The sequence below is a fragment of the Streptomyces albicerus genome (assembly GCF_008905045.1).
GTDB classification, from domain to species: Bacteria; Actinomycetota; Actinomycetes; order Streptomycetales; family Streptomycetaceae; genus Streptomyces; species Streptomyces albicerus.
Window position 1 is genome coordinate 1 of the sequence record NZ_VWMY01000082.1, and the last position, 25,225, is coordinate 25,225.

Below are 25,225 nucleotides of genomic sequence, written 5' to 3' on the forward strand. Positions count from 1 at the left end.
TCGCCGGCCTCCACCTCCGCGCCTCGATGATCTGGATCAACGACCTTCTGAAGGCAACCGGCTGATCACAACGCCACACAGGCCCTAGTACGCCGGCGAGACCCCCACCGATCAGCAATCCGGCCGCCGCGATGGCTGCCGCGGCCGACCAGCGCAGGCAGCCGCGGTAGGTGAGCACGGTGCGGCCCAGCCACACGACGTGGCGCGGCCCCTGCCACCGGGTGCACGGGCGGCGCCCGCAGCGCAGGCAGGACGAGCAGCGGGCGTTACGGGAGGAACAGTCCTTGGCCACGTGCTGCCTCCATCCACGAGCGCCGAGGCGGGTCATGACATCCAGCCTGGGACCGAACCAGCCAGCCAGGCAACCGTCTTCGGGGGAACTGCACACCTCGAAGTCGGAATAGCCTTCGAGATGGGCCAAGACCCTCAGACAGAAGACAGCTGACCCCGAAAGAGACACCGCGGATCACTGCAGCTCAGCAGGGCGGCAGGTGGCCAAGCTGCGCGTCCATCTGGCACGGGCGGAGGAGTTCGTGCGGACGCTGCGCGAGCGCCTGGAGCGGGACCGGGTCGTTTCCCAGGCGTGAGCCTCAGGGCGTCGAGGGCCGGTGGGCCTGCTTCCAGAGCAGCCCTCATGCCCTCGATGCGGCTTCCTGTGCGACTTCTCACCCCTTCCTGGTGGTGTCGGCCGGACCGCCCTCGGTCAGGACGCGGTGCAGGTCGGCGACGGACGGGGTGCTGTTGGTGGTGCCGTCCGTGTGGCGGTAGAGCCGGCAGGACAGACTCGGCTGGAGGCCCTCTGGGGCGAATGGGTCGCTGCCGGCCAACGGCAGGGTCGGCGAGCCGGTCATCCCTCGCAGGGCGGCCTCGTCCGCATCAGCGACTTCGACCCAGTCGACCGGCACGGGGCCTGGCCCGAGACGGCGGCGTCGATACCTAGCCTCGACTTCGGCGGCGCCAAGCAGGCCCCCGCACCCTGTACACGACGAACGGGATCGGCTGCCCGTTCAAGAACAGGCGGCCGTCGCGGACATCGGTGAGCCACAGGCGCCGGAGATCAGGTGCGGTCATGGCATGGAAGGCGATCAGCGCCGAGGGCTGCCCGGGTGACATCTTCGTCACCGAGCCCTTCCCGAAGCGCGCTGATCTCCACACTCTGTGGACGTTGCGGATGTCCTCGTGGCGGATGCGAGTGGCGGGTTCTGGAACACCAACCGGTGGGGTTTGAGGATCTTGAACAACATCCAGTTGCCACGTGGGCGCGCCGTCCTCTCGAACGGCGCACCTGCGCGGCGCTCTTCTCGGCGACCGGGGCGCGCGGGTGGTCGCCTCGGCGGGACCCGCCGGAAGGGCGTGGGACAGAAGTCGCGGGAGCCCGCCATGGGCACGGCTCCTGTCCCCGTCTGTTTGCCTTCCGTCTGCGAAGCGCCAGTGCGCGGAGGCGTCCGGAAAGAGACGACTCGGCAGCACGTGACGAGAGCTGGCCCCGAACTGCGTGCTAGGCACTGGTCTCCGCCGCCGCACACGTGCCGCACAGCAGACGCCGGGCGGTGCGGGGCTTGGTGGCGACGCCCATGCCGGTGAGGCGGTGCAGGGTGTGCGGCACAGCCCGTGCGTGGTCGTGACAGATGCCTGCGCCGCAAGCACTGCAGGTGGCGACGGCGGTCGTAGGCTGGTCGTGGGTCTGGCAGTCGTAGCAGTTCAACGCCGCGCTCCGTTCCCGTCGAGGGCGTGGACGCACGCGAGGACGGCGGCTGTTGCGCCGGGTCGCGTCGGTCACGGCCGCATGACGGCACGGGAGACGGCAAAGAGATCGGTGTGGTGTGAGGGGCCGGCTCCACCTGCTCACCTCCGGAAGGCATGCACTCCTGACCGTGGTCAGGAACCATCAGCCCCGGATGGGCGGTTCGGGCCGAAACGATCTGCGGCCCAGGCGGGATCCATCGCCAGGATCCGAGTGAACACCGGCGCGGGCCACCGGTCAAGACGCCCACCGCGAGAACGCTCGGCTTGCTACGCCCGGTCATCGCCCTCCGGGGCAGTACACCTCCACCCGGTCGATGATGGCGACGCCGGTGACGGCAAGCACGTCTTCGAGGTCGGCCAGGAACGCGCGTACACGTCCTTCGTCATCGACGATCACCACCGCACAGGGGCCGTGCGCCAGCAGGCGGGACGGGTGGTCCTGATGGATGCGCAGGTGGATGCCGTAGCCCTCGACGCCGTGGAGGACACTGGCTCCCGCGAGGCCCGCCCGGTGTGCGCGGCGCACGATCTCGGCATAGACGGGCTTGTGATGCCACAGCGCCGTGCTCGGCAGATGGATGGTCAGGCGTGCCGCCGGCCCGGATCGCAGCATGCCCACCTCCACGCCGACGTGACGCCCATCACACTAATGGTTGTGAGGTGTGGCCGGGAGGGGGCGCGCAACGGGCGCTATCCCCACAGGGCTTGGGCGAACGCGGCGCCGGTGAAGGCGGCGCCGAGTCCCGCGACGACGCTCGCCACGACGTTGGCCCCGGCGTAGAAGCGCGCTCCGTCCTCGGCCAGGCGCAGTGTCTCGTACGAGAACGTGGAGTACGTCGTGAGGGCGCCGCACAGTCCGGTGCCGAGCAGGAGTTGGACCTGGGACGAGGCGGCCCCGGCAGTGACCGCGCCGGTGACCAGGCCGAGCACCAGGCAGCCGACGACGTTGACGGCGAAGGTGCCCCAGGGAAAGACGGTGTCGTGCTTGGACTGCACCGTGCGGTCGGTGAGATAACGCAGCGGTGCGCCGACCATCGCCCCGGCGATCACCAGCACCCAGTTCACCGCTCCTCCAACCCGTTGCTGTCGCTGGTGTTCTTGTCTCGGCCCGTGCATCGGATGACCTCGCAGTCGTCGAGGATCACCAGGCCCTCGGTGACGAGTTCGTCGAGCTGTGGGAGGAAGGCGCGGATGCGGTCGTCGGTGTCGACGATGACGATGGCGACCGGCAGGTCTTCGCTCAGGGACAGCAGGCGGCTGGTGTGGATGAGGGAGGAGGCGCCGAAGCCCTCGATGCCGCGGAAGACCGAGGCGCCGGCCAGGCCCGCCTTGTGCGCCCGGTGCACGATCTCCGTGTAGAGCGGCGTGTGCTGCCAGGTGTCGTTCTCTCCGATAAAGACGGTGACGCGCATTGCGGGGCCGGTCAGCCTCATCGCTGCCTCCACTCGATGACGCGGCGGGTCAGGTTCGCCGCGGTCCAGACGGCTGCCAGGGCGGCGAGCAAGGTCAGGGCCAGATAGGCCAGTCCGGTGCGGGCGTCGCCGTCGTCGACCAGGTGCTGGATGTCCACGGCGTACGTGGAGAAGGTGGTGAAGCCGCCGAGGACACCGGTGCCGAGGAAGGGGCGTACGAGCCGGTGGGCGGCCCACACGTCGGTGATCACCACCATGAAGGCGCCGATGATCGCGCAGCCGATGGTGTTCACGAGCAGAGTCGTCCAGGGGAAGGTGCCGGCGGTCGTCGGCCACAGCAGGGACGCGCCGTAGCGTGCGCTGGCCCCGACGGCTCCTCCGAGGGCCACGACGGCGACGACCGGGCCCTGCCCGTGGCGGAGTGCTTTGCGTTGGGCGGGGATGTGGAGGTCCACGTCGGGGTCGACGGGTTCGTTCAGCATGCCGGGGCGGGTCTCTCCCATGTACGTCTCCTACTCGCCGGGCGCAGGTCGCGGGTGCGCGTCATCGCAAGTAGGGACCGTTGGCGGCGTCATCGCCGCGGTTGGGGACGGTGGGCCCCACCGCCGTACGGCGTCCGGAGATCACCGTTGCCACAAAGCCTACCCGGTCTCTCTGGCGCCCTCCTGGTGAGCCCGTGGGGTCCGCCGGTTATGGCCGCACGGTGCCGTCGGTCACGTCCATTGACGGACGTGATGTACGGCGGGGCAGGGATCACCTCATCGGGGGCGCGGGCCTTCCTGGTCGGCCGGAACGTGCGGACGGTCCCGGTCGGTGGAGCCCTTGGCTGATGCAGTGGGCGGGCAGCAAGCAGCGCGCCCTGCGCGGCGGCGACGGTGCTGGACCCGACCGTCTGAGCTGCCGACTTCGTAGAGTCCGCGGCCTGTCCCGAGTTCTACCGACGACTGTCGCGCGAACACGTTCCCCGCCCTCAAAGGTCGTCGGACACAAGGCGAATCTCCGGTGGTCCGCACCGTCGCCCGCAGGCCACGTCCTCGCGCTCGGCCTACGCCGTCCTGAGCTGAGCATACGGTCTGCCATCGATCGACACCGGTCAGCGTCCGAGGCGGAGGGGTATTCCGGCTTCAGTGAATCTGCACATCGAATGCGCAACCGCGACGCGGTGCGCGATGGATCTGCACAAGTGTCTGCCGCATGACGCTCTGTTGGTGCGGAGTGTCCCGTTCGAAAGCGTGGTCGCAATATCAGCCTGGTCCCGGTGCCACGCGGCATGGCATGTGGAGAAGTTGTCCTCAAGTCGCGTGTAAGCCTGCACGGATGCGCAGCCTGTTCGTTCAACTTCCTGGGGGTGTACTCCGGTTGATTGGTTGCCCGGCGTGCTCCGTGCTTTGATCCTTTGCGCCGCAGGGGTCGTGCGAAGGTCTCCGGAAACGGGGTCGCACGCCTGCGGTCGAGGCCCGCTATGTCCCCAGCGGGGCCGCCCCCCCTTGTAGATCATCCATACGAAGGGAAGTTTCATCATGAACTCCGCTCCCCAGGTTGAGACCGTCGAGATCTCCGACGCCGAGCTCGACAACGTCTCCGGCGGCCTGAACCCGCACGCCAGCCTCGTCGTCGGCCCCACGGCGGTCAGCGACACAGATGTCCTGGCCCAGATCGACGCCGTCAAGAACGAGGTCCTGGGCGCCGCCGGCCAGTACAACCACGCCAGCGTCAGCGCCTCCCTCTGATCCACAGCGCGAACTCCAGCCGGTGAGCCCCTCCCAACCGGACGGTGCGGTTGGGGCGTTGGCGGATTCAGGCAGTACGTAAAGGCAAAGCTCCTGGCAGCAGCGGGTTCTTGACCAAGGTCACCCGTCTCTGCCAGGAGCTTTGCCTGCTTGTTCCCCCGTCGTCGAACGATCTGTCCAGCCGCCCCGCGGTACCTGAGGGCAACGCCGCACCCGACTGCACGAGACCGGGACCCGGGGGTGACGCCGGCCGGCGGTCAAGCCCACAGCGGCCAGGGCCGGATCGGGCGAGAGACCACGCGACCGGAGAGGCGCCCGACGGACCCTGACGTCTTGTGAGCGGAGGGGCTCCTGAGGGGCTGTGACACTTCTGTGAGACCTGGCGCTGATGACCGTGGGGGCGTGGGGGGGGTTCCCGTCGTGTCCCACGGTGCGAGTTCGTCAAGGCTCGCTACGCACTCGGCACGAACGAGGACAGTGTTGGGCATACGAGGGGAACCCCGCCACGTGCACGCGGACGACGGCGAATTAGGCTCGGCTGTCGCGCGGGCCCAGGAAGGCGACGAGGCCGCCTTCGCGGTCGCCTACCGACTGGTGCAGCCCGGACTGCTCGGGTATCTGCGCGGGCTCGTCGGAGACGAAGCCGAGGACGTGGCGTCGGATGCCTGGCTGGAGATCGCCCGGGATATGGGGCGGTTCAAGGGCGACGGGGCCGGGTTCCGCGGGTGGACCGCGACCATCGCCCGGCACCGGGCGCTGGACCATCTGCGCCGCCAGAAGGTACGGCCCAGGTCGTGGGCGCTCGAGCAGGACGTACGGGACCTGCCGCGCCCGCACAGCACGCACGACCAGGCTCTGGAGTCCATCTCCACCGAGTACGCCCTGGAATTGGTCCGCGGGCTGCCGCAGGACCAGGCCGAGGCCGTGCTACTGCGTGTCGTCGTCGGCCTCGATGGCTCCGCCGCCGCGCGCGTCCTCGGCAAGCGCCCCGGCGCGGTGCGGACCGCCGGGTGCCGGGGGCTGAAGCGCCTCGCCCGCCGGCTCGGTGTCGGAGGTGTGACGCAGGAGGTTCCCTGGACGCTGGGGGAATCGACACGAGCGGCAACGGCGGCCGACCGTCGGACAGGGATGGATGCGGGAACGGGATGGATGCGGGCATGGGTGAACGGCACAGTGACGGCGGTGCCCCCGGCCGTCGGCGCGTGCACCCCCGCGATGCCGCGTCCGGACCGGAGGGCGCCGCACTGGAGGCGCTGCTCGCCGCGCTGCCCGAGGCTGGTGCCGACCCCGAGGGCGAGCAGCGGGCGGTGGCCGCGTTCCGGGCAGCCCGGGACGCCGGGACACACCGGGCGCGTACCCGGCGCCGGGACGACTGGCGGCCGCGCGTGCAGCGGCGGGCCTGGCACTCGGCGCGGGCCGCCGTGGCGCTGTCCCTGGCCAGCCTCACCCTGAGCGGCGTCGCGGTGGCGGCGATCGGCGTCGTCCGCTCGTCGGACGACGGCCACAGGGACCAGAAGCCGTCGCAACCGTCGGCCAGCGCCTCCAGCCGGGCAGGCGCGGGGGCGCCTCCGGCCGCCTCCCGCACCCCCGGCGCCTCCGCCACGCCGGACCACCCGGCCACCGCCCAGGACACCAAGGCCCACTGCCGCGCCTACGAGAAGGTCAAGGGCCGCGGCAAGGCGCTGGACGCGACGGCCTGGCAGCAGCTCGTCGAGGCCGCGGGCGGCGAGAAGAACGTCGCCGCGTACTGCGCCGAGCAGTTGGCGCGGACCGTAGGAAAGAAGCAGGGCAAGGCCGAGGAAGCCACGAAAGCCGAGAAGAAGGCCAAGGTCACCAAGCCGTAACCGCCTTCACACGGCCCTTGGCCCGCCTGGCACGATCACGTGTGACACAGCGGAGCCGCAGTGCGCTGTAGGAAGCGACCCGATCATGAGGGTCGAGGGGCCTGCCCTCTGTGGAGGGGGCAGCGGGCTCCAACGTGCAGGGGCAGGCTGGTTCCCCCCTGCACGCCAGACGTAGGCCAGCCGTCGTGCCCGGTTCACGTGGTGGACTCGTGTCCAGTGCCCCCAAGGACCGGAACTCCTAGTGGATCTACTTCCTCAGTCTCCCTAGGGCTGGACGTAGAAGTCGCCGTCTCGGTGGCCGTTGCAGTGGCGGTCTTGGTGACGGTGGCTGTCGGTTCGGGGGCGCGGCCGTTTCGTCGCCCCCCGATCCCGCCACGCGGATGAGGACGCCGACGACCAGTCCGCCCAGTGCAGCGGCCGAGTGCGTGAGCAGGCCCATCCTCGACTTCCCGGAAGGCTTAGGCCTCGACGCCGACCAGTAAGAAGGCGGGCAAGCCCAAGCCGAAACGATGACCACCCACCGCCCGCGCGTAGCCTGGAGGGAGGCGGTTTCTGTTTCAACAGCACCGCACTGGAGGTCGTCATGGACGTCCTGGTACTCATCGGCCGCATCCTCTTCGGGGCGCTCTTCCTTGGTTCGGCCGTCGGCCACCTCACCCGGACGCAGGTTATGGCCGGGTATGCCGCCTCCCGGGGCGTGCCCGCGGCCGTGGCGGCCGCCGTCGGCAGCGGCCTGCTGCTGCTCATCGGCGGCCTGAGCGTGCTGCTCGGGGTCTGGGCCGACCTGGGCGCGCTGCTGCTGGTCGTCTTCCTGGCGCCGACCGCGCTGCTCATGCACGCGTTCTGGAGGGAGAGCGACCCGCAGGCCCGGCAGATGGAGCAGGTCCAGTTCCAGAAGGACACGGCACTGGCCGGCGCGTCCCTGATGCTGTTCGCGCTCCTCGCGCACGCGGGCAGCGACCTGGGGCTGACCCTCACGGGCCCACTGTTCGACATCGGCTGAGGCCGCCGTCAGGCCATGTTGTTCCAGTCGTACGGTCCGCCGCCGCGCCACTCAATCAGCGTGGGGTCGTCGACGGCGGTGTCCTCGGCGGGCAGGCCCGCCTGGTGCAGGAAGTCCAGCACGTCGAACAGGCTGTACGCGGTGCCCATGCGCTCGCCGTGGATCGTCACCCGCCGTCCGCCGTCCGACGCGGGTGGCAGCACCACCACGGGAGGACGCCTGTCCATGGCACCACCATGCACCCTGAAGAGGCCGACGCGCAGTACGCCGACCTGCGGATCCTCCCTGCGCGGTCCACGGCCCCGAGCCGCCGAATGGTGCGAGTTCAAGGTCGGTGGCCGTGCTCAGGCGAGTGCGGAGGCAGCGGCGGGGGTGGGGGCAGTGTGGTGCTCGGTGGCTCGGCCGGCCAGATGAGGAGGACGGGGCAGGGGGCGTGGTCGACGACGAAGCGGGCGGCGGGGCCGAGGCTGTGCGGGCCGGGGCGGGTGGGGTCGCCGTCGCGGGCGCAGATAAGCAGGTCCGCGCCCTGTGTCGTGATGACGACCTCGCGTTCGACGCGTCCGGTGCGCTCCATGCGGGTGCAGGGGCGTCCCAGGCGGTCGGCGGCGATCTGCAGCAGTTGCCGGGCCGAGGCGGCTGCCAACTGTTCCACCCGGGTGCCGGGATCCCGTTCGGGATGGCCGCGGCCGAGCAGGCCGGCGAACGCGCCGTGCGCGGTCTCGGCGACCGCCTCGTCGTACACGTACAGCAGCACGATCTCCTCGCCCTCGGCCGTGCGGGCGTGCGCGGCGTCCACGCAGGCGGGCCATGTGCTCTCGGTGATCCAGACGACGACGCTCATGGGCGGCTCCGGGGCTGGGGCTGGTTCAGGTGCCGATGGTGTGCAGCATCCCCCACAACGCCACGGTGGAGGCAAACATCGTGGCCGGTACGGTGATCAGGCCGAGCCGGGTGAAGTGGCCGAGGTCGGCCCGGGTGTCGTGCTGGTGCAGGATGCGCCGCCACAGCAGGGTGGCCAGCGAGCCGACGTAGGTGAGGTTGGGGCCCAGGTTCACACCGATCAGCACCGCGAGGACGGTGCCGGGACCGCCGGGTGCGGTCAGCGGGAGCAGCGCCAGGACAGCGGGCAGGTTGTTGATGACGTTGGCCAGCACCGCGGCCACCACTGCCACGCCGAGCAGTGCCGGCAGCGAGGTCCCGTCCGGCAGCAGGTGGCCGAGCCCGGTGTCCAGGCCGTGGTCCACCACGCCCTTGACCACGACGCCGAGGGCGAGCACGAACAGGCAGAACAGCGGGGCGGCGGCGCCGACCAGCTCCCGGGCCGTCGTACGGCGCTGCCCGAGCGCCCGCCCGCCGAGCACCAGCACCCCGCTGAGCGCCGCCCACGCCGGCTCCAGCCCGGCGAAGGAGGTCACGGCGAACCCGGCAAGCGTCAGGGCGAGGACGGCGAGCGTGAACACCGGTACGCCCGGACCCTTCTCAGGGGTGCCGGGCTTGGTGGGTGTGGCGAGGTCGGCGCGGAAGTAGCGGCGGAAGGCGGCGTACTCGACGGCGACCGCGGCCAGCCACGGCAGCACCATCAGCACCGCGAACCGGGTGAAGGTCAGGCCGCTGGCGGTGAACGCCAGCAGGTTGGTCAGGTTGGAGACCGGCAGGAGGAGGGAGGCGGAGTTCGCCAGGTGCGCGGTGGCGTACACGTGCGGACGCGCCCTTGCGGCGGCCCGGGCGGCGGTGGCGAAGACGACGGGGGTGAGCAGGACGACCGTGGCGTCCAGGCTGAGCACGGCCGTGATCGCGCAGGCCACGGCGAACACCCCGGCCAGCAGCAGCCGCGGACTGCCCCCGCACCAGCGGGCCACGGCCGCCCCGGCCGCCTCGAACAGGCCCTCGTCCGCGCACAGTTGGGCCAGCACGAGGACCAGGGCGAGGAAGCCGACGACCGGCAGCAGACTGCGCGTCTGCTCCCACGCGTCGTGCGGCGACACGGCCCCCGATGCCACGGCCAGGGCGGCGGCGGGCACGGCGGCCGCCGCCTCGGGCCAGCCCCGGGGGCGTACGACGGCGAAGGCCAGCACGCCCAGCAGCAGGGCGACCGAGACGGTCTCCAAGACGACGGTGGTACTCAGCGGGCTTCCTCCCGCGCCAGGCAGGCCGGTCGAGGCCACGTGGTCGGCGACGCTCAAGGGTCGCACTCCCGTGTAAGGCCCGGGTCAGACGCGCACGGCAGACCGTGCGAGGACCCCGGGCCCCGGGCTTCGGTCAGTGCTTTCCCTTGCCTCCGTGCCTGTCGGCCTTCTTGGGGCTCGGCTTGGCGTCGGTCGCCTTCTCCGTCTCCTCGCTGGCGGGCTGCGCCGGGGATGAGGAGAGCGACGGCGTGGACGTGGGTGAGGAAACGGTGCCGGCCGGTGTGGAAGACGGGGACGTGGCGGGGGTCGTGCTCGTGGACGGCCCGGTCCGAGGGCCCTGCGCCGAGCCGGTGCCGGGCGAGAACCAGGCCAGGCCCACGAGCAGCGCCACGGTGAACAGGGCGGCGCCGCCCAGCACAGCCACCGGTCGGGAACGGCGGAGGAACGGCAGGCGCGAGCGGCTGGGCGCGGCCCGGTGCACGCTCGTCTTCCACTCGGTGTCCGCCACCGGGACGAAGACGCCCGCTGCGGGGGCGGTGGGAGCGGAAGCTGCAGGGGCGGCGGCACCCGAGCCGGTGACGGGCGGCCCGCCCGGGCGGCTGCGGTCGTGATATTCGCTCGGCAGGGGTTCTGGCATCCCGCGCCAGGCTCCGCGCGCGAACCAGTCGGCCACTTCCTCGGCCGTGGGCCGATCCTCGGGCTCCTTGGCCAGCAGGCCGAGCAGGTAGCTCTCGAAGGCGGGCGGGAGATTCGCGCCGAACTGCCGGGGCGGCACGGGGGTGGCGTCGAGGTGCTGGTGGAGGATCGCGAGCGCGGTGTCTGCCTGGAACGGTGGTCGGCCGGTGAGGAGTTGGTAGAGCAGGCAGCCCAACGCATAGATGTCCGAGGCAGGTTCGGCAGGTCGGCCCAGTGCACGCTCGGGTGCGAGGTAGAGGCTGGTACCGACGATCTGCCCGGTGGCGGTGAGGGCGGCGCCGGGGTCGTCGATGAAGCGGGCGATGCCGAAGTCGCCGATCTTCAGGGTGCCGTCGGCGTCCAGCAGGAGGTTGGCGGGCTTGATGTCCCGGTGGACGATGCCCTGCCGGTGCGCGGCGGCCAGCCCGGCGGCGGCCTCGGCGGCGAGGCGGGCCACCCGCTCGGCGGGCAGCGGACCGGAGACGGCGAGCAGCCGGGCGAGGCTGTCGCCCTCGACCAGCTCCATCACCAGGAACAGCCGGTCCTCGTACTCGCCGAAGTCGAGGACGCCGACCACATGCGGGTGGCTGAGGCGGCCGGCGGTCTGCGCCTCCAGACGGAACCGCGAGGCGGCGGTGGGGTCGGAGTCCTGGGGAAGCAGGAGCTTCACGGCCACCGGTCGGCCGAGCGTCTCGTCGTCCGCCCGCCAGACCTCCCCCATCGCGCCCCGCCCGATGGCGTCCCGCAGCCGGTACCGGCCCGCTATCAGCACCTGTGCCTCATCCTCATGCCGTACGACGTCTCGACCGCCGCAGGCCGTGGCTCACCGCGAAGGCTGGTGAGGGTGGGGGGTGCCGCAGCGGCCCCAGCGTACCGGTCCCGCGCTGGCGGCTTTCCGGGGCGCAGCCATCCATCGTTGTGCGTCGGGCCGGTGTGCGGCGGGTGTAAGTGCCCTGCCGCAGGACCGGGCCCGGGGCGGGTTGGAAGGCTGCGGTGCCCGGCCGTCATGAGGAGGCCCCCACCGGAGGACCAGGAGACATTCATGGTTCGCGACTGAGTCGTGACGGATTCAAGTGTCACCCTTCACAAGGATGTTGGAGTCGTGACCATCTCCCACTCCGGTGACGCTTCAGGGGCCCGGTGCGCTGGGGAGAATGACCCGATCATTAGGGTCGAGGCGCCCGCTCTCGTGGGGAGGTACGCGGGCGCCGGCCGCAGGAGCGGGCTGGTTGCCCCCGTGCCGGCTCGCTCCTGCGCGCATCGGCAGCTCCGGCGCCCCACGTGGAGTCTCAGGACGTGTCCATGCTGGCGCTGCGTCTGCCCGAGTCCGCCTGGTCCACGTCAAAACGCTGCTGATGCAGCAGGGCCACAGCTCCAGCCTGCCCCCATACCTGTCCGCGAACTCACCAGTAGGGGGCGGGCAAGCAAAAGGGTGTAGCTCTTCCTGAGCGAGATCGCTGGTCAGGGCGGGGGTAGAGCCGTTCGCGTTGCTTATGGGCGTGGAAGCGCCATATGCGAACTCTGGAGTGACGATCACCTGTTCACGGGAAAACTGCCCCCTTGTTCGTTTCTGCGCGCCGTTCCTCTACGCTCAAGGAGGTCATCAACTACCGCATGACATCTGCCCGGTGACGGAGTCGGCGTGCGGTGCGCGTCCCCGCTCCACGCCACCACTGGACGGCTTCAGGCGCAGCCACGGGTCGGCACATCCGGACGCCGACGAACTCGTGTGGCGCGTCCCGCCGGGCGGCGAAGGCTTGTTGGCCCTTCGGCGCCGCCCTGCGGGGGGAGGCGACTCTTGCTACTCGTCGTCGAGCGGCTCGCCCAGGTTCTCGGCGAGCCGGAACAGGGCAGGCAGGGCGCCCGAGAGGGCGGCGCGCTCGGTCTCGTCGAGGGTAGCGAGTGCGGCGTCCATGCGTCGTTCATGGGCCGTGGTCCAGGCGGCAAGCTGGTCGCGTCCGGCGTCGGTGAGGGTGACGACGGAGGCGCGGCGGTCAGCGGGGTCGACCTCGCGGGCGACCAGGCCCGCGGTGATCATCTGGCCGATGAGTCCGCTGACGGTGCTGGGGGCCAGGCGCTGACGGGCGGCAAGGTCACTGATCCGGGCCGGTGAGTGCTCGCCGAGCACCTGCAGCAGCTCGACCTGCGCCATGGGCAGAGTTTCCCAGGGGTAGTCGGTGCGGATCGAGGCGCGCAGCGCGCGGCGCAGCCGGGTGACGGCCTCGGTGAGCAGCCGGGCGTCCGACGCCTCAGCAGCGGGCCGGGACGCGGGAACTTCGGAGCGGAGCTGCGCTGACATGCGGCAAGACTAGCGGGCCGCCCGACTGCACCTGCCCGCTGAAGACAAGCGCCCGACCACCGAATACTTCGGTGTCCGATGTACTGTCGGGCGAGTCTTCCCCGGCCCGCGGCCGGGCCTCGCGCATGCAGAACGGTCGAGCTCATGAACCTGGCGTACCTGCCCAGCCCCTCCCAGGGCGTGTGGCACCTCGGACCGGTGCCCATCCGCGCGTACGCGCTGTGCATCCTGGCCGGCATCTTCACCGCCGTGTGGCTGACCGGCCGCCGCTGGGAGGCCCGGGGCGGCCGCCGGGAGGACATCGCCGACATCGCGATCTGGGCGGTGCCGTTCGGCGTCCTCGGCGGCCGCCTCTACCACGTGATCACCGACCCGGAGCTGTACTTCACCGCCGGCAAGCAGCCCATCCGCGCCCTGTACATCTGGGACGGTGGCCTGGGCATCCCCGGCGCAGTCGCGCTCGGCGCGGTGGGTGCCTGGCTGGGCTGCCGCCGCCGCGGCATCAAGCTCGCCGACTTCGCCGACGCCGTCGCCCCTGGGCTGGTGCTGGCGCAGGCGATCGGCCGCTGGGGCAACTACTTCAACCAGGAGCTGTACGGCCGCCCCACCGATCTGCCGTGGGCGCTGCACATCGACCCCGCGAACCGGCCCGCCGACAGCTCCACCATCGCCCTGTACCACCCCACCTTCCTGTACGAGTCGCTGTGGAACCTGGGCGTGATGGCGCTGCTGCTGTTCCTCGACCGCCGCTGGCACCAACGGCTGCGCAGGGGACGGCTCTTCGCCTGCTACGTGCTCGCTTACACCGCCGGGCGGGCCTGGATCGAGGCGCTGCGCATCGACCACGCCAACCACTTCCTGGGCCTGCGGCTGAACGACTGGGTCTCCCTGGTGCTGTTCACCGGCGCGCTGGTGTACCTGATCGCCACCCGCCGCCCGCGCCCGGACGACGACGCGCCGTACCCGCCGGGTGCGGAGGGTGAGGAAGAGGTGCCGGCCGAGGTGTCCGGCGGGAAGCGGTCGTGACGGCCGTCCCGGACGCGGAGGCAGCGCGGGCCGCCACCGAACGGCCGTACATGAAGTGGCGTATCGGCCCGCTGTTGCCTGCCCGGCTGCGGCCGGTCACCCGGCCCCGGCTGTGGGTGGAGCTGGCCTTCACCGCGCTGCTGTACTGGGCCTACTCCCTCACCCGCAACGCGGTGCCCGCCCATCGCACCGCCGCCCTGCACCGCGCCCACGAGATCCTGGGCACCGAACGCGAGCTGCACCTGAACATCGAGCTGGCGGTCAACCACGCGGCCGACAAGGCGGACTGGTTGATCGTGGGGATGAACTACTACTACTACGCCACCCTGCACTTCATCGTCACCGCCGCTGTACTGGTGTGGCTGTACGTCCGCCACCCCGGCCGCTACCGCTCGGTGCGCACTGCCCTGTACGCGGCCACCCTGCTGGCGCTGGTCGGCTTCGCGTTCTGCGCCACCGCCCCGCCCCGCTTCCTGACCGGGCAGGGCTTCATCGACACCGTGGTCACCCACCGCACCTGGGGCTCCTGGGCGTCCGGGGACGTGGCGTCGCTGTCCAACCAGTACGCCGCCATGCCCTCGGTGCACATCATCTGGTCCACCTGGTCCGGCCTGACGCTGGCCTTCCTGGCCTGCCGCACCTGGGTGCGGGTCCTGGGGGTCTGCTATCCGCTGGCGACGTTCACCGTCATCCTGGCCACCGCCAACCACTTCGTCACCGACGCGGCCGCGGGGGCCGCGACCCTCGGTGTAGGCTTCCTGTTGCAGCAGTTGCTCACCGGACGCCGGGCCTATCCGTCACTGCGGTTGCCGACCGGCGAGGCTGCGCGGTGACGGTCCCGGCAGAGGCGAAGTAGCCCTGCGGCGGACTGTCTGATCCAGCCGTTCGCTCATCAGCCGTGCGGCGTCCGGTTCATCTCACGCCGAACGGCGCATCGACGGACACGCAGCGCCAGCCATCCCTGCCGCAGGCCAAGAACCAGCCACAGTCCTGCCGACGCGCCCAGCCAGCGGAGATGGGTGAACAGCCCGGCGGCCAGCGCCCCTACGGTGACCCCCAGGTCAACGGCAGCCAAGATGATGTCCTGCACCCACGGCCGCGCATCCCCCGGGGCTGGGTCACGCCTCATCACGGCCGCCGCGGCGCCGGGGCCCCGGCGGGACGGCGGCGGGACCGGCCGCTGCGGCGCCGACGGCCGCGAGAGCGACGGCCAGCAGGACGAGGACGGCCCACCGCCCAGCACCCGCGCCGGCCAGGTGCAGGGCGAGGGTGACCAGGGCGACACCGAGTGCGGTGCCCAGGCCACGGGTCATGTTGACCAGTCCGCCGCCGGTCCCCGAGCTGGCCGCCGGGACGGCACCCATGATCATGGCGTTGTTCGCCGGGAGGAAGGTGCCCAGCCCCAGCCCCAGGACGGCCAGCAGGGGCACGAGCGCGACCGGGGTGAGCGGCAGGCAGAGCGCCGCGGCCAAGGCGGCGGCGCAGATCCCCGTACCGAGCACGGACGGGGTCCGGTCGCTCATGGCGCGGGGAAGGACGCGGTTGGCGCCGGTGGCGGCCACGGCGAACCCGGCGGGCAGGGCCGTCAGGACGAGGCCGGCGGTGGTGGTCGACACCCCGCCGCGCGCCAGCACGACGGGGACCAGGACCAGCGGCCCGAAGAGCACCAGATAGCCGGCCAGCGCCCCGGCCAGGCCCGTCGACACGGCCCGCACCCGCAGCAGCGCCAGGTCCAGCAGCGGCGCCGGGGCCCGCCGCTGCCGTACGACGAAGGCCCAGCCGGCCCCGGTGGCCAGCACGAACAGGACGAGCGCGGCCCAGCCGGGAACCGGCAGCCCGGAGAGGGTGGACAGCGCCAGCAGCCATCCCGTGGTCGTGACGGCCAGCAGGGCCAGCCCCGCCCAGTCGAAGCCCGGCATACGGTCAGCACCGCCAGCCACCAGGCGTTCGGCCGGTTGCGGATCCGGTCAGGCCGCGCCCGCTCGGTGAGCAGGAACTCCGGCCGGATCCACGGCGAGCGCACCGCGGCCGAGCTCGTGCGGCCGGACATGGCACCTCCTGCGCGGAGTGATCGATTCACCTCGTACTATATCGGTTACCGAACTATTCGGTCACCGACCGATCGGTGACGTCCGCCATGCCGGCCGATCGCCACGAACCTCCGGAGTGCGACTGTGAACAGGGCCACGAGAACCGGCCTCATCGGCGCCTGCACGGTCACCCTCGGCCTGGGAGGGCTCGGTGCCTATGCGCTCACGCACGGCCGGACCCGGACGTCCGCCGCCACGCTCGTCACCCCGACCGTCGAGTCGAGCACGCCACCGCCCGCCGACGAGGCCCAGAGGTTCGCCCACACCTTTCTGGACGACTGGGCGGCGGGGTCCGCCCGTTACCCGGGCGCGGCCGCCGACACGGATGCCCCCGACCGTGCGCGCAGGGCGCTGCACGCCTACCGCGACGGCCTGAAACTGCGCTCCCTGATGTTCAGTGACGTCGCCGCGTCCGGACCCGACCCGCAGCACACCAACGGGATACGGGTGACCTTCACGGCGACGGCCCACCTCACGGTCGACACCTGGTCCTACCCCGGCGCACTCGACGTCGTGCAGGACGACCACGGACACCAGACGGTGCGCTGGTCCGCGTCGGTGCTCTACCCCAGCCTCCAAGACGGCCAGAGCCTGCACCTCGGCCCCGTCGCACCGTCGGCCTCCGCGGTGCGGGCGCTGGCCCGGGACGGCGAGACCGAGCTGACGGGTGCACGCTTCCCCTCGCTGACGGCGATCGTGCGCACCATCGGACAGAACGCCGTGGCGACGGCGAAGGGCAGGAGCGGTAGCGGGGTGATGGTGGCGGACGCGGCCGGGGCCACGGCCGCGACCGTCAAGGTCTTCAAGAAGCCGACGGCCCCGTCCGTGCGGACCACGATCGACGCCGGCCTGCAGGCGGCAGCCGAACAAGCCGTGCACGACAGCCACTTGGGCGGCAAGCCGACCGGAGTGGTCGCGCTCGACCGCCGCGACGGACACATCCGCGCCCTCGCCCACACCGGCCCGGACGGCGACATCGCGATCAACGCCGCCAAGGCCCCCGGCTCCACGATGAAGATCATCACGTCGGCCGCACTGATCGACCGCGCCGGTATGGCGCCGGACAGCACCGCCCCGTGCGACAAGACGCAGGCCGCCTCCGGAGAGGTCTTCCACAACGAGGCGGACGTGCCGGCCAATCCCCGGGCCACCCTCCTGCAAGCCTTCGCCGAGTCCTGCAACACCGCCTTCGTCAAGGAGGGCTTCGACCACCTGGTCCACCACGGCAACGACGCCTCCGACCTGCACGACGAGGCCCGGGACGTCTTCGGGTTCGGCAGCTGGTCGATCGGCGGCGGCGTGCAGACCAGCGACCCCTCCGTCCCCGCCGACCCGACGGGCGGGGACAAGGCGGCCCAGTTCATCGGCCAGGGCCAGGTCACGGCCAGCCCGCTGGTGATGGCCTCGGTGGCGGCCACCGTCCGCGACGGCGCCTTCCACCAGCCGGTCATCCTGCCCGGCCAGCGCCAGACGCCCGCGCCGCGCCAGATGTCGTCCACCACCGCGAGCTACCTCCAGCGCATGATGCGCGCGGTCGCCACCGGCGGCACCGCCGGCCCCCGCCTGGGCAGCCTGCCCGGCGTCGGCGCGAAGACCGGCACCGCCGAGGAGGGCACCGGCACCAACGGCTGGCTCACCGCCTACGGCGACGACCTCGCCGTCGCCTCCCTCGTGGAGGGCGGCACCTCGGGCGTCGACTCGGCCGGGTACGTCGTACGGGATCTCCTCACCGCCCGGTAGGCGCGCCCGCCCCTGGTGAGCGTGGCAGGCCACCGGCTCCTGGACTGGTGGCGAATCATTTGCGTGGCCATGACCGCCGCATTGCATCGGGTACCGAACTATTCCGTTACCGTTTTATATCGGGCCCGTCGGCAGCAGCGGCGATGCCGCCATCAGGGGCGGTTGAGGAATGTCCAAACGGTGTTATCGACGGGCCCTGCCCTAGACCTTCGGAAAGCCCCGGCCTCACGAGGGGGAGCCATGCTGATCGAACTGGACGAGGACGTCGCCATCCAGCACGTCACCGAGCACCTCACGACCTCGCACAGCGTCACCCACACACCCGACGAGATCGAAGCCGCGGTCGCCACGGCCCGCGTGTCCCTGGAAACCGTGCCCGTTCGCAGCTACGTGCCCGTGCTCGTGGAACGCAGGGCCCGCCGCATCCTGTCCGAGCGCACCGGCTGAAGGCCAGCGGCACCTGAAGCCCTGACAGCGCCGCCCGGTTCCATCTAGGGTGCGCGCATGCTCGACGACGTCAGCGCCCGGCAGGCCGAAACCCGCCTGCTCGCCGCGCCACGCACCCTGGACACCGCGGTCACCGACCTGCCCACCACCGCGGGCCTGTACGCCTGGTGGGCGCCGGTCGACGTACTGGCCTCCTTCGACGGTCCCGCCAACCCGGACGATCCCTCGCTGCGGCTTCTGTATCTGGGCAAGGCCAAGCGGCTGCGGTCCCGCATCATCTCCAACCACCTGAGGGACTCCGGCCGCTCGACCTTGCGCCGCACCCTGGCCGGACTCCTGCTGTCCGCCGAGGGTTACCGCACCGTCTGGACCGACCGCGTCGTCCTGGCCGGCGAGGACGAGCGGCGCCTCACCGACTGGATGTACCGGCACCTCACGCTCACCTGGAGCGAGCACCCCGATCCCGTCCCGTTGGAGACGGCGCTGATCTCCCGTCTCCGCCCGCCGCTGAACGTCGACGGAGCCGATCAGGGCACCGCCTTGGACCGCGTCAAGCAGGCCCGGTCCCTCTACTACGCCAGCGCCGGACCCCGCCCGGATCAACTGCCCCCCACCGGCGAGAGACAGCCTTCTTAACAGCGGCAGGCCACATCTGGACGACCAGGGCGCCTGGTGGTGCCCTTCCTGGGCGAAGGGACGGTTGTGTCCGGGTGACGCGGTCGTACACTCGCCTCACCCGTGCCGAGTCGCATGGGGCGTTGTTTCGGGGGTATCCGGGCGTCGTTGACCGTGTTGCTCAGGACGAGGGTGGCGGTGTGGCTCAGGCATGCGCGAAGAGGAATTCCAGCCGCTGGCCAGCCGCCCGATCTTGTCCGCCGTGACCTTGGACGGCACTGAGCCAATCGCTGCGGCTCGGCACGCTGCCCGTCGTTTCATGACCGAGGTGCAGGCCGACCACGGGCTTCCCGTGTCGGAGCGTGCGATGGGCGTGGCTGAGCTGGTGGTCAGCGAGCTGGTGACCAACGCCTACAAATACGCGCCCGGACCGTGCCTGCTGGACCTGGAGGTCGTCAACGGTGCCGTGGAGATCAGTGTGTGGGACAGCGATCCGCAGCTGCCGGCGGCCTGCCCGGCCAACCCGGGGCGCGTCGGACAGCACGGCCTGGAGATCGCAATGGCGGTCTGCCGCAGTTTCGAGGTGCGGCGCGAACCGGTGGGCAAGCGTGTGAAGGCCGTGATCGTGCTGGCCGACGATCCGGGCGGGAATCCGATCGGCCGTCTGATGTGATCGGGCCGATCTGGCCGCCTGCGGGTGAGACGGCACGTCGTCAAGGGGATCGCGACCCAGGCGACAGATGCTGGACGAGCCGTTCGCCAGGCGGCCCCTGAGGGGGATCAGGAAGCGTTCAACCGTGCTGCGGCTTCCGGATGGCTTTCCAGCCAGGCTGCCGCGTCGGGGTTCTCCCCCAGCCAGCGGGCACAGACGGCCCATTCCACGTGCTCGCTGCCCGCGTCGCTCAGCACCACGTCGGCGATCAGGGATGTGCACTGCGCCGAGGCTCCGTGCGCGCTGCACGTGTTCTTGTCGTTCGCGTGCGCAGTGATGGAGACGATCTTGGACGACATGGTCCGGGCATCCTCGGTGTAGATGCGGTCGAACCAGTCGATGAACTCGCGGACCGTGCCGATCCTGGCGACGCGGTCGTGCAGGGCCTTCTGGTCGTGCCCGGTCAGGAACCAGCCGAGGGTGACCGGCGCGCCGCAGCCGCAGCCGCACGTGCGGGCCGCGTGCGGAGACTCGAAGTACGTCACCGGGTTGCGGGCCGGCTCGACCGGCTGGGGCTTTTCAACGTACGCATCGTGTACCGGGTGCCCGGCCTGAAGGAATCGGCCCTCGATCGCCCGGCGGCCGCCCGATACCGGAACCAGGCGGTCGATCTCGATCGCCTGGCGCACGATGCCCTGCGCGGACAGCAGGGCGTACTGCTCCCGGTCGGCCCGTTCGCCCAGCACCCAGCATCCGCGGTTGGCGCGGAACAGGGCCTCGTCGCCCATGTTCGGGTCCCAGCCGACATGGTCACGGCCCAGCTGGTCGTCTTTCGGGTTGACGTAGCGCATCGCCCCGAGCGTGATGTGGATCATGAATCCCCCTGATAGATCGATAGTCCGGGTGCCTTGCCCTGCGACTATCCACACCCTGGCATACTCCGTCGATACTTTGAACCCCTTGGGCCCTAGGGTTATCTCCGTGAGGCTGGCGGCAGGACGATCAGTTACACCACCACCGCGCCTGACAAGACCGGCGACCGGCCGCCCACGCCGGCCGTGGCCGTGACGGGTGGCTGGATGAACTGCGGACGAATTCTGGCTTTGCCTCTGGTCAGGACCTGGTCAGGAACGCGGTCGGGGTCCCTGCGACCTGCTTAGGCTCATCTGCGCCGCCTCGTTCGTACGATTCCCAGGAGGCCCGGCGTGCCCGAAGCCACCCTCGACACCGACGCCGTGCCCGCGCCCCGCAGCGCCGCCCGGCGGCGCACCCTGCTGCTCGCGGGCGGCGCGCTGGTGGCCGCCGTGGCCGTGACGGCGGGCGTACTGGCGGCAGGAGGCTCCGGGACGGGCGGGCGCGCGTCGGCCGCGGCCGACGGTCTGCGGCACACCACCGTCGAGGTCGCCACCTCGGGCTGCGGCCGCGGCTGGAGCGACCCCGAGCCGGGGCGCCAGGTGTTCGACCTGAGCAACACCTCCAGCACGGCGGCCGAGGTGTATCTCACCGACGCCAAGACGGGCGCGGTGTATGGCGAAGTCGAGGGGCTCGCCCCAGGTACCGTGCGTCCGATGCCGGTGACCCTCGGCAACGGCGCGTACGCCTTCAAGTGCCTGCCCGACGACGCGGACGCCGTCACCGGGCCCACCGTGCGGATCACCGGAGGCGGGACGGTGAAGAGCGGCCCGGCCGCCGTCCCCGTCTCCCAGCAGGACCTCATCCCGCCCACGCTGGCCTACCAGAAGTGGATCCAGTCCCGCACGGTCGAGCTGGCGCGGAAGACCGACGTGCTGCGCGATGCCGTCGACCGCGGGGACCTCGCCGCTGCCCGCGCCGCCTGGCTGCCCGCGCACCTGGTGTACGAGCGGATGGGCGCGGCCTACGGCACGTTCGGTGACGCCGACGCGGAGATCAACGGGACCACGGCCGGGCTCTCCGGCGGGGTGCACGACAAGGACTTCGCCGGGTTCCACCGGGTCGAGTACGGGCTGTGGCACGGCGCGCCGGCAAGAAGTCTGCGCGGCCCGGCCGACCGGCTCGCCGAAGCCGTGCACGCCCTGCGCGACAGCTGGCCCACCCAGCGGATGGACCCGGCCGACGTCGGCCTGCGCGCGCACGAAATCCTGGAGAACACCGTGCAGTTCGAGCTGACCGGCCGCACCGACTACGGCAGCGGCACCAACCTGGCCACCGCCCGCGCCAACCTCGACGGCACCCGCGTACTCCTCGGCTATCTGCGCCCACTGCTGACGACCCGCGACACAGGCCTCACCGGGCTCGACTCACAGATGGACCGCGCCCAGCACACCCTCGACGGCTTCGACCACGACGGCCGCTGGACTCCCCTCGCCGAACTCACCCGCGCCCAGCGGGAGAAGGTCAACGCCGACCTGGGCGAACTGGTCGAGCGGCTCGCGGACGTGGCCGCCCTCACCGACGTACGGAGGACCGCGTGAGCACCGTGGGCCGCAGGGGCTTCCTGGCGGGGGCGGCCGCCGTGGCCGGCAGCGGACTCGTGGCCGCCGACCACGGCGCCGCCACCGCCGCACCGGACCGGACGAGCGCGAGCGTGCCCTTCCACGGCCGCCACCAGGCCGGGATCACCACCCCGGCGCAGCGCGCCACCGCCTTCGTCTCCTTCGACACCACCGCCGAGAACCGCGCCGAACTGACTGACCTGCTGCGCACGCTCACCGACCGGGCCCGCTTCCTGACCACCGGCGGCAGCCCGGACGCGCTCGGCATCACCGCCCCGCCCGCCGACTCCGGCACCCTCGGCACGGACAGCCCGGCCGACCGACTGACCCTCACCGTCGGCGTCGGCGCCTCCCTCTTCGACGACCGCTACGGCCTCGCCGCCCGGAAGCCGCACCGGCTCACCGCCATGCCGCCCTTCCCGGACGACGGCCTCGACGCCGCCTGGTGCCACGGCGACCTGAGCGTGCAGTTCTGCGCCAACAGTGCGGACACCGTGCTGCACGCCCTGCGGGATGTCACCCGGCACACCCGCGGAGGCATGCAGGCGCGTTGGCGGATGGACGGCTTCGTCAGCCCTCCCCGCCCCTCCGGCACCCCCCGCAACCACCTGGGCTTCAAGGACGGCACCGCCAACCCCAACGCGCGCGACACCCGTGAGATGGACCGCCTGGTGTGGGTGAGCGCCGACAGCGGCGAGCCCGGCTGGGCAACCGGCGGCAGTTACCAGGTCGTACGGCTGATCCGGATGCTGGTGGAGTTCTGGGACCGGGTCTCCCTCACCGAGCAGGAGCGCATGTTCGGCCGCGCCCGCGACACCGGCGCACCGCTGGACGGACGCCACGAGAAGGACACCCCTCACTACGCCCAGGACCCCAAGGGCGACGTGATCCCGCTGGACAGCCACATCCGGCTGGCCAACCCGCGCACCGGCGCCACCGACGACCAGCGCATCCTGCGCCGCGGCTACAACTACGACCGGGGCCTGGACTCCAACGGCAACCTCGACATGGGCCTGCTGTTCTGCTGCTACCAGCAGGATCTGGCCCGCCAGTTTGAGACCGTGCAGAAGCGGCTGGCCGGCGAGCCGCTGGTCGACTACATCAGCCCGTTCGGGGGCGGCTACTTCTTCGCCCTGCCCGGCGTCCGGGATGCGTCCGACTGGCTGGGACGCGGCATGCTGGCCTGATCCCGCCTACCCGTACCGGTCAAGAACAGACCAAAAGACCATGGGCGATTCCTGAAAGAGCATGGGACGTTCCTGACCGGCCGTTCGCTCACCCGCCTTGCCGCTCCCCCAGCATGGCCGAGGATCCCGCCGTAGATGCCATGACCACTCATGCCGTGGCAGCGGAACTCAGTGCTCTCGAAAGGCGAGACAGCATGATCGGCACAGGTAGAACCCCAGGCACGCGAGGCCGGCTGGCCCGCGTGGGCGCCCTGCTCGGCGCCGCCGCCCTGGCGACCGCGAGCGGCGCCGCCCCCGCCTTCGCCGCCCCGGCGCACGGCGGCCACGGCCACTCCGCCACGCGCACCGCGACGCCGATCAAGCACGTGGTGGTGATCTACGACGAGAACGTGTCGTTCGACCACTACTTCGCCACCTACCCCCAGGCCGCGAACACCGACGGCACCACGTTCAAGGCCGCAGCGCACACCCCGAAGGCGAACAACCTCCTCAACTCCGGGCTGCTGACGAAGAACCCGAACCTCTACACGCCCAAGCGGCTTTCCAGCGCGCAGGCCATGACCTGCGACCAGAACCACTCCTACGGCCCCGAGCAGTACGCGGCCGACGGCGGCAAGGCCGACAAGTACGTCGAGAACACCGAAGTCAGCAAGTGCACCGGACTGTTCGGCGAGCCCGGCCTGGTGATGGACTACTACGACGGCAACACCGTCACCGGCCTGTGGAACTACGCCCAGCAGTACGCCCTCAACGACCGCTCGTTCAGCTCGGTCTACGGCCCCTCCACGCCCGGCGCGCTCAACCTGATCTCCGGCCAGACCCACGGCGTCGTCTCCGTCGACCCGGCCTCCGGCACCGGGAACCCGAAGCAGACCTCGACGCCCGACTCGTACGCCGTCGTCTCCCCGGACGCCAAGGGCGTCGGCACCGTCATCAACGACCCCGACCCGGCCTACGACGACTGCGCGGACAAGGACCACACCGCCACCAGCGCGCTCGCGTCGATGCAGGGCAAGAACATCGGTGACCTGCTCAACTCCAAGGACGTCAGTTGGGGCTGGTTCCAGGGCGGCTTCCGCCCGTCCACCGCCTGGGACGGCACGAGCGGCGACTACGCCAAGTGCGCCGGCACCACCCACACCAACGTCGGCGGCGCGGCGGTGGAGGACTACAGCCCCCACCACAACCCGTTCGCCTACTACAAGTCCACGGCCAACCCGCACCACCTCGCCCCGAAGAACATGGCCGAGATCGGGCACAGCGGCCGGGCCAACCACAACTACGACCTCACCGACTTCGACGCCACCCTCAAGGCCGGCAACCTCCCCGCCGTCAGCTTCCTCAAGGCCGCCGAGTACCAGGACGGCCACGCCGGCTACTCCGACCCGACCGACGAACAGCACTTCCTGGTCAAGGAGATCAACGCGCTGCAGCAGTCACCGGAGTGGAAGTCCACCGCGGTCGTGGTCGCCTACGACGACTCCGACGGCTGGTACGACCACGTCACCTCGAAGGTGCGCAACGGCTCCAAGGACTCCACCGTCGGCGCCAACAACAAGGCACTCGACAGCGCCGCCTGCCAGTCCGGCCCCACAGCCAAGGGCGGCTACACGGACCGCTGCGGCCCCGGCACCCGACAGCCCCTGCTCGTCATCTCCCCCTACAGCAAGATCAACAAGGTCGACCACACCGCCACCGAGCAGACCTCGATCACCAAGTTCATCGAGAACAACTGGCACACCGGCCTCATCGGCGACGCCTCCTTCGACCAGCGCGCCGGCACCCTCACCCACATGCTCGACTTCAAGCACCCCAACAACAAGCAGGTGCTGCTGAACCCGGACGGCTCCATCAAGTCGGTGAAGCAGATCCCGCACCACACCCAGACGGCCACATCCGCGTCCACTCACGCCGCGTACCCGCCCTACATCCAGGACCTCAAGGCACAGAACGTCGCCGCCGACAGCCCGGCCTCCCCGGCCCTGCCGATCGCCATCGCCGCCGACCTCCTCACCGCCGGCGCGACCGGTACGGCGTTCGCCCTGTACCGCCGCAGGACACGCACGGGAATCTGACCGCGGCGCGGTAGGGACCTGCCCGAGGCAGGTCGGACGGCCTGGTCAGACGGCACCGGAGCCCGACTCCCAACATGACATCGG

The 25,225-nt window shown here is 71.1% G+C and carries 27 protein-coding genes, 1 pseudogene and 1 riboswitch; of the genes and pseudogenes, 13 read left to right on the forward strand and 15 right to left on the reverse strand.

Going from position 1 to position 25,225, the window contains the following annotated elements; genetic code table 11:
• The 7 genes from GAS53_RS57200 to crcB (GAS53_RS46115) all read right to left on the reverse strand — a co-directional run.
• Window positions 1-292 (reverse strand): hypothetical protein (locus GAS53_RS57200; protein ID WP_225859529.1); only part of this gene is annotated, 292 nt, incomplete at its 3' end.
• A 373-nt stretch (window positions 293-665) separates the two neighbouring features.
• On the reverse strand, window positions 666-905 hold the full coding sequence (locus tag GAS53_RS46090) for a hypothetical protein (RefSeq protein ID WP_151483770.1): 240 nt from the start codon (window positions 903-905) through the stop codon (window positions 666-668).
• Window positions 906-1,498: 593 nt separating this feature from the next.
• Window positions 1,499-1,849 (reverse strand): DUF2180 family protein, encoded by a 351-nt coding sequence (locus GAS53_RS46095; RefSeq protein ID WP_318723986.1) that lies wholly within the window; start codon window positions 1,847-1,849, stop codon window positions 1,499-1,501.
• A gap of 23 nt (window positions 1,850-1,872) precedes the next feature.
• Window positions 1,873-1,957: riboswitch (Fluoride riboswitch) on the reverse strand.
• A gap of 66 nt (window positions 1,958-2,023) precedes the next feature.
• Window positions 2,024-2,359, reverse strand: a complete 336-nt coding sequence (locus GAS53_RS46100) for a DUF190 domain-containing protein (protein ID WP_151483772.1) — start codon at window positions 2,357-2,359, stop codon at window positions 2,024-2,026.
• A gap of 77 nt (window positions 2,360-2,436) precedes the next feature.
• Window positions 2,437-2,811 (reverse strand): fluoride efflux transporter CrcB, encoded by a 375-nt coding sequence (gene crcB / locus GAS53_RS46105; RefSeq protein WP_151483773.1) that lies wholly within the window; start codon window positions 2,809-2,811, stop codon window positions 2,437-2,439.
• Window positions 2,808-3,179: a DUF190 domain-containing protein gene (locus GAS53_RS46110; RefSeq protein WP_151483774.1), complete on the reverse strand. Its 372-nt coding sequence runs from the start codon at window positions 3,177-3,179 to the stop codon at window positions 2,808-2,810. The genes crcB (GAS53_RS46105) and GAS53_RS46110 overlap by 4 nt, the downstream gene beginning before the upstream one ends.
• Complete coding sequence (gene crcB / locus GAS53_RS46115; protein ID WP_151483796.1) at window positions 3,176-3,640, reverse strand: fluoride efflux transporter CrcB; 465 nt, start codon at window positions 3,638-3,640, stop codon at window positions 3,176-3,178. The genes GAS53_RS46110 and crcB (GAS53_RS46115) overlap by 4 nt, the downstream gene beginning before the upstream one ends.
• Before the next feature lie 1,038 nt (window positions 3,641-4,678).
• Here crcB (GAS53_RS46115) and GAS53_RS46120 point away from each other — a divergent pair.
• The 4 genes and pseudogenes from GAS53_RS46120 to GAS53_RS46140 all read left to right on the forward strand — a co-directional run bounded on the left by GAS53_RS46120 (window position 4,679) and on the right by GAS53_RS46140 (window position 7,735).
• On the forward strand, window positions 4,679-4,888 hold the full coding sequence (locus tag GAS53_RS46120; protein ID WP_151483775.1) for a hypothetical protein: 210 nt from the start codon (window positions 4,679-4,681) through the stop codon (window positions 4,886-4,888).
• Window positions 4,889-5,368: 480 nt separating this feature from the next.
• A pseudogene (locus GAS53_RS46130) lies at window positions 5,369-5,983 on the forward strand (RNA polymerase sigma factor); the annotation flags it as partial.
• A gap of 62 nt (window positions 5,984-6,045) precedes the next feature.
• Window positions 6,046-6,732, forward strand: a complete 687-nt coding sequence (locus GAS53_RS55705) for a hypothetical protein (RefSeq protein ID WP_192583585.1) — start codon at window positions 6,046-6,048, stop codon at window positions 6,730-6,732.
• A gap of 583 nt (window positions 6,733-7,315) precedes the next feature.
• Entirely contained in the window at window positions 7,316-7,735 is a 420-nt protein-coding gene (locus GAS53_RS46140; RefSeq protein WP_151483777.1) for a DoxX family membrane protein, read from the forward strand.
• 8 nt (window positions 7,736-7,743) lie between these two features.
• Here GAS53_RS46140 and GAS53_RS46145 read toward each other — a convergent pair whose 3' ends face one another.
• From GAS53_RS46145 to GAS53_RS46165, 5 genes are all read right to left on the reverse strand, one after another.
• Window positions 7,744-7,962, reverse strand: a complete 219-nt coding sequence (locus GAS53_RS46145) for a hypothetical protein (protein ID WP_151483778.1) — start codon at window positions 7,960-7,962, stop codon at window positions 7,744-7,746.
• A 98-nt stretch (window positions 7,963-8,060) separates the two neighbouring features.
• Complete coding sequence (locus tag GAS53_RS46150; protein WP_151483779.1) at window positions 8,061-8,576, reverse strand: universal stress protein; 516 nt, start codon at window positions 8,574-8,576, stop codon at window positions 8,061-8,063.
• A 25-nt stretch (window positions 8,577-8,601) separates the two neighbouring features.
• Window positions 8,602-9,885 carry an SLC13 family permease gene (locus tag GAS53_RS46155; RefSeq protein ID WP_404829416.1) on the reverse strand — a complete coding sequence of 428 codons (1,284 nt, stop codon included), beginning with the start codon at window positions 9,883-9,885 and terminating at the stop codon, window positions 8,602-8,604.
• 109 nt (window positions 9,886-9,994) lie between these two features.
• Window positions 9,995-11,308, reverse strand: a complete 1,314-nt coding sequence (locus GAS53_RS46160) for a serine/threonine-protein kinase (protein ID WP_151483780.1) — start codon at window positions 11,306-11,308, stop codon at window positions 9,995-9,997.
• A 1,029-nt stretch (window positions 11,309-12,337) separates the two neighbouring features.
• Complete coding sequence (locus tag GAS53_RS46165; protein WP_151483781.1) at window positions 12,338-12,835, reverse strand: MarR family winged helix-turn-helix transcriptional regulator; 498 nt, start codon at window positions 12,833-12,835, stop codon at window positions 12,338-12,340.
• A 144-nt stretch (window positions 12,836-12,979) separates the two neighbouring features.
• Here GAS53_RS46165 and lgt point away from each other — a divergent pair, with 144 nt between their 5' ends.
• Together lgt and GAS53_RS46175 are read left to right on the forward strand one after the other, a co-directional pair.
• On the forward strand, window positions 12,980-13,861 hold the full coding sequence (lgt, locus tag GAS53_RS46170) for a prolipoprotein diacylglyceryl transferase (RefSeq protein ID WP_151483782.1): 882 nt from the start codon (window positions 12,980-12,982) through the stop codon (window positions 13,859-13,861).
• Window positions 13,858-14,694 carry a phosphatase PAP2 family protein gene (locus GAS53_RS46175; protein WP_404829415.1) on the forward strand — a complete coding sequence of 279 codons (837 nt, stop codon included), beginning with the start codon at window positions 13,858-13,860 and terminating at the stop codon, window positions 14,692-14,694. Before lgt ends, GAS53_RS46175 begins: the two co-directional genes overlap by 4 nt.
• 59 nt (window positions 14,695-14,753) lie before the next feature.
• Here the strand turns inward: GAS53_RS46175 and GAS53_RS46180 are convergent, their stop codons facing one another.
• Window positions 14,754-14,951, reverse strand: coding sequence for a hypothetical protein (locus GAS53_RS46180; RefSeq protein WP_151483783.1), 198 nt, complete (start codon window positions 14,949-14,951; stop codon window positions 14,754-14,756).
• Between the two features lie 28 nt (window positions 14,952-14,979).
• A complete protein-coding gene (locus GAS53_RS46185; protein ID WP_192583579.1) occupies window positions 14,980-15,780 on the reverse strand; it encodes an MFS transporter in 801 nt (266 codons plus the stop codon).
• A gap of 255 nt (window positions 15,781-16,035) precedes the next feature.
• Here GAS53_RS46185 and GAS53_RS46190 point away from each other — a divergent pair, with 255 nt between their 5' ends.
• From GAS53_RS46190 to GAS53_RS46205, 4 genes are all read left to right on the forward strand, one after another.
• Entirely contained in the window at window positions 16,036-17,691 is a 1,656-nt protein-coding gene (locus GAS53_RS46190; RefSeq protein ID WP_151483784.1) for a penicillin-binding transpeptidase domain-containing protein, read from the forward strand.
• Window positions 17,692-17,931: 240 nt separating this feature from the next.
• Entirely contained in the window at window positions 17,932-18,138 is a 207-nt protein-coding gene (locus GAS53_RS46195) for a three-helix bundle dimerization domain-containing protein (protein WP_151483785.1), read from the forward strand.
• Between the two features lie 57 nt (window positions 18,139-18,195).
• Window positions 18,196-18,774, forward strand: a complete 579-nt coding sequence (locus tag GAS53_RS46200; protein ID WP_151483786.1) for a GIY-YIG nuclease family protein — start codon at window positions 18,196-18,198, stop codon at window positions 18,772-18,774.
• Window positions 18,775-18,964: 190 nt separating this feature from the next.
• A complete protein-coding gene (locus tag GAS53_RS46205; RefSeq protein WP_151483787.1) occupies window positions 18,965-19,426 on the forward strand; it encodes an ATP-binding protein in 462 nt (153 codons plus the stop codon).
• 107 nt (window positions 19,427-19,533) lie between these two features.
• On the opposite strand, the gene GAS53_RS46210 is transcribed toward GAS53_RS46205, so the two are convergent.
• A complete protein-coding gene (locus GAS53_RS46210; protein ID WP_192583580.1) occupies window positions 19,534-20,280 on the reverse strand; it encodes a hypothetical protein in 747 nt (248 codons plus the stop codon).
• 330 nt (window positions 20,281-20,610) lie between these two features.
• On the opposite strand from GAS53_RS46210, the gene GAS53_RS46215 reads away from it, so the two are divergent.
• The 3 genes from GAS53_RS46215 (at window position 20,611) to GAS53_RS46225 (ending at window position 25,141) form a co-directional block, all read left to right on the forward strand.
• A complete protein-coding gene (locus GAS53_RS46215; RefSeq protein ID WP_151483788.1) occupies window positions 20,611-21,858 on the forward strand; it encodes an EfeM/EfeO family lipoprotein in 1,248 nt (415 codons plus the stop codon).
• Complete coding sequence (gene efeB / locus GAS53_RS46220; protein ID WP_151483789.1) at window positions 21,855-23,066, forward strand: iron uptake transporter deferrochelatase/peroxidase subunit; 1,212 nt, start codon at window positions 21,855-21,857, stop codon at window positions 23,064-23,066. The genes GAS53_RS46215 and efeB overlap by 4 nt, the downstream gene beginning before the upstream one ends.
• 194 nt (window positions 23,067-23,260) lie before the next feature.
• Entirely contained in the window at window positions 23,261-25,141 is a 1,881-nt protein-coding gene (locus GAS53_RS46225) for a phospholipase C (protein ID WP_151483790.1), read from the forward strand.
• Window positions 25,142-25,225 lie beyond the last annotated feature (84 nt).

Coding starts and splice junctions, on each gene's coding strand:
- GAS53_RS46150 (WP_151483779.1), bottom strand. CDS start 8,576: ATGAGCGTCGTCGTCTGGATCACCGAGAGCACATGGCCCGCCTGCGTG.
- GAS53_RS46140 (WP_151483777.1), top strand. CDS start 7,316: ATGGACGTCCTGGTACTCATCGGCCGCATCCTCTTCGGGGCGCTCTTC.
- GAS53_RS46185 (WP_192583579.1), bottom strand. CDS start 15,780: ATGCCGGGCTTCGACTGGGCGGGGCTGGCCCTGCTGGCCGTCACGACC.
- GAS53_RS46165 (WP_151483781.1), bottom strand. CDS start 12,835: ATGTCAGCGCAGCTCCGCTCCGAAGTTCCCGCGTCCCGGCCCGCTGCT.
- GAS53_RS46145 (WP_151483778.1), bottom strand. CDS start 7,962: ATGGACAGGCGTCCTCCCGTGGTGGTGCTGCCACCCGCGTCGGACGGC.
- GAS53_RS46195 (WP_151483785.1), top strand. CDS start 17,932: ATGCTGATCGAACTGGACGAGGACGTCGCCATCCAGCACGTCACCGAG.
- lgt (WP_151483782.1), top strand. CDS start 12,980: ATGAACCTGGCGTACCTGCCCAGCCCCTCCCAGGGCGTGTGGCACCTC.
- GAS53_RS46210 (WP_192583580.1), bottom strand. CDS start 20,280: ATGATCCACATCACGCTCGGGGCGATGCGCTACGTCAACCCGAAAGAC.
- GAS53_RS46110 (WP_151483774.1), bottom strand. CDS start 3,179: ATGAGGCTGACCGGCCCCGCAATGCGCGTCACCGTCTTTATCGGAGAG.
- GAS53_RS55705 (WP_192583585.1), top strand. CDS start 6,046: ATGGGTGAACGGCACAGTGACGGCGGTGCCCCCGGCCGTCGGCGCGTG.
- GAS53_RS46100 (WP_151483772.1), bottom strand. CDS start 2,359: ATGCTGCGATCCGGGCCGGCGGCACGCCTGACCATCCATCTGCCGAGC.
- GAS53_RS46205 (WP_151483787.1), top strand. CDS start 18,965: ATGCGCGAAGAGGAATTCCAGCCGCTGGCCAGCCGCCCGATCTTGTCC.
- GAS53_RS46120 (WP_151483775.1), top strand. CDS start 4,679: ATGAACTCCGCTCCCCAGGTTGAGACCGTCGAGATCTCCGACGCCGAG.
- GAS53_RS46200 (WP_151483786.1), top strand. CDS start 18,196: ATGCTCGACGACGTCAGCGCCCGGCAGGCCGAAACCCGCCTGCTCGCC.
- crcB (WP_151483796.1), bottom strand. CDS start 3,640: ATGCTGAACGAACCCGTCGACCCCGACGTGGACCTCCACATCCCCGCC.
- GAS53_RS46225 (WP_151483790.1), top strand. CDS start 23,261: ATGATCGGCACAGGTAGAACCCCAGGCACGCGAGGCCGGCTGGCCCGC.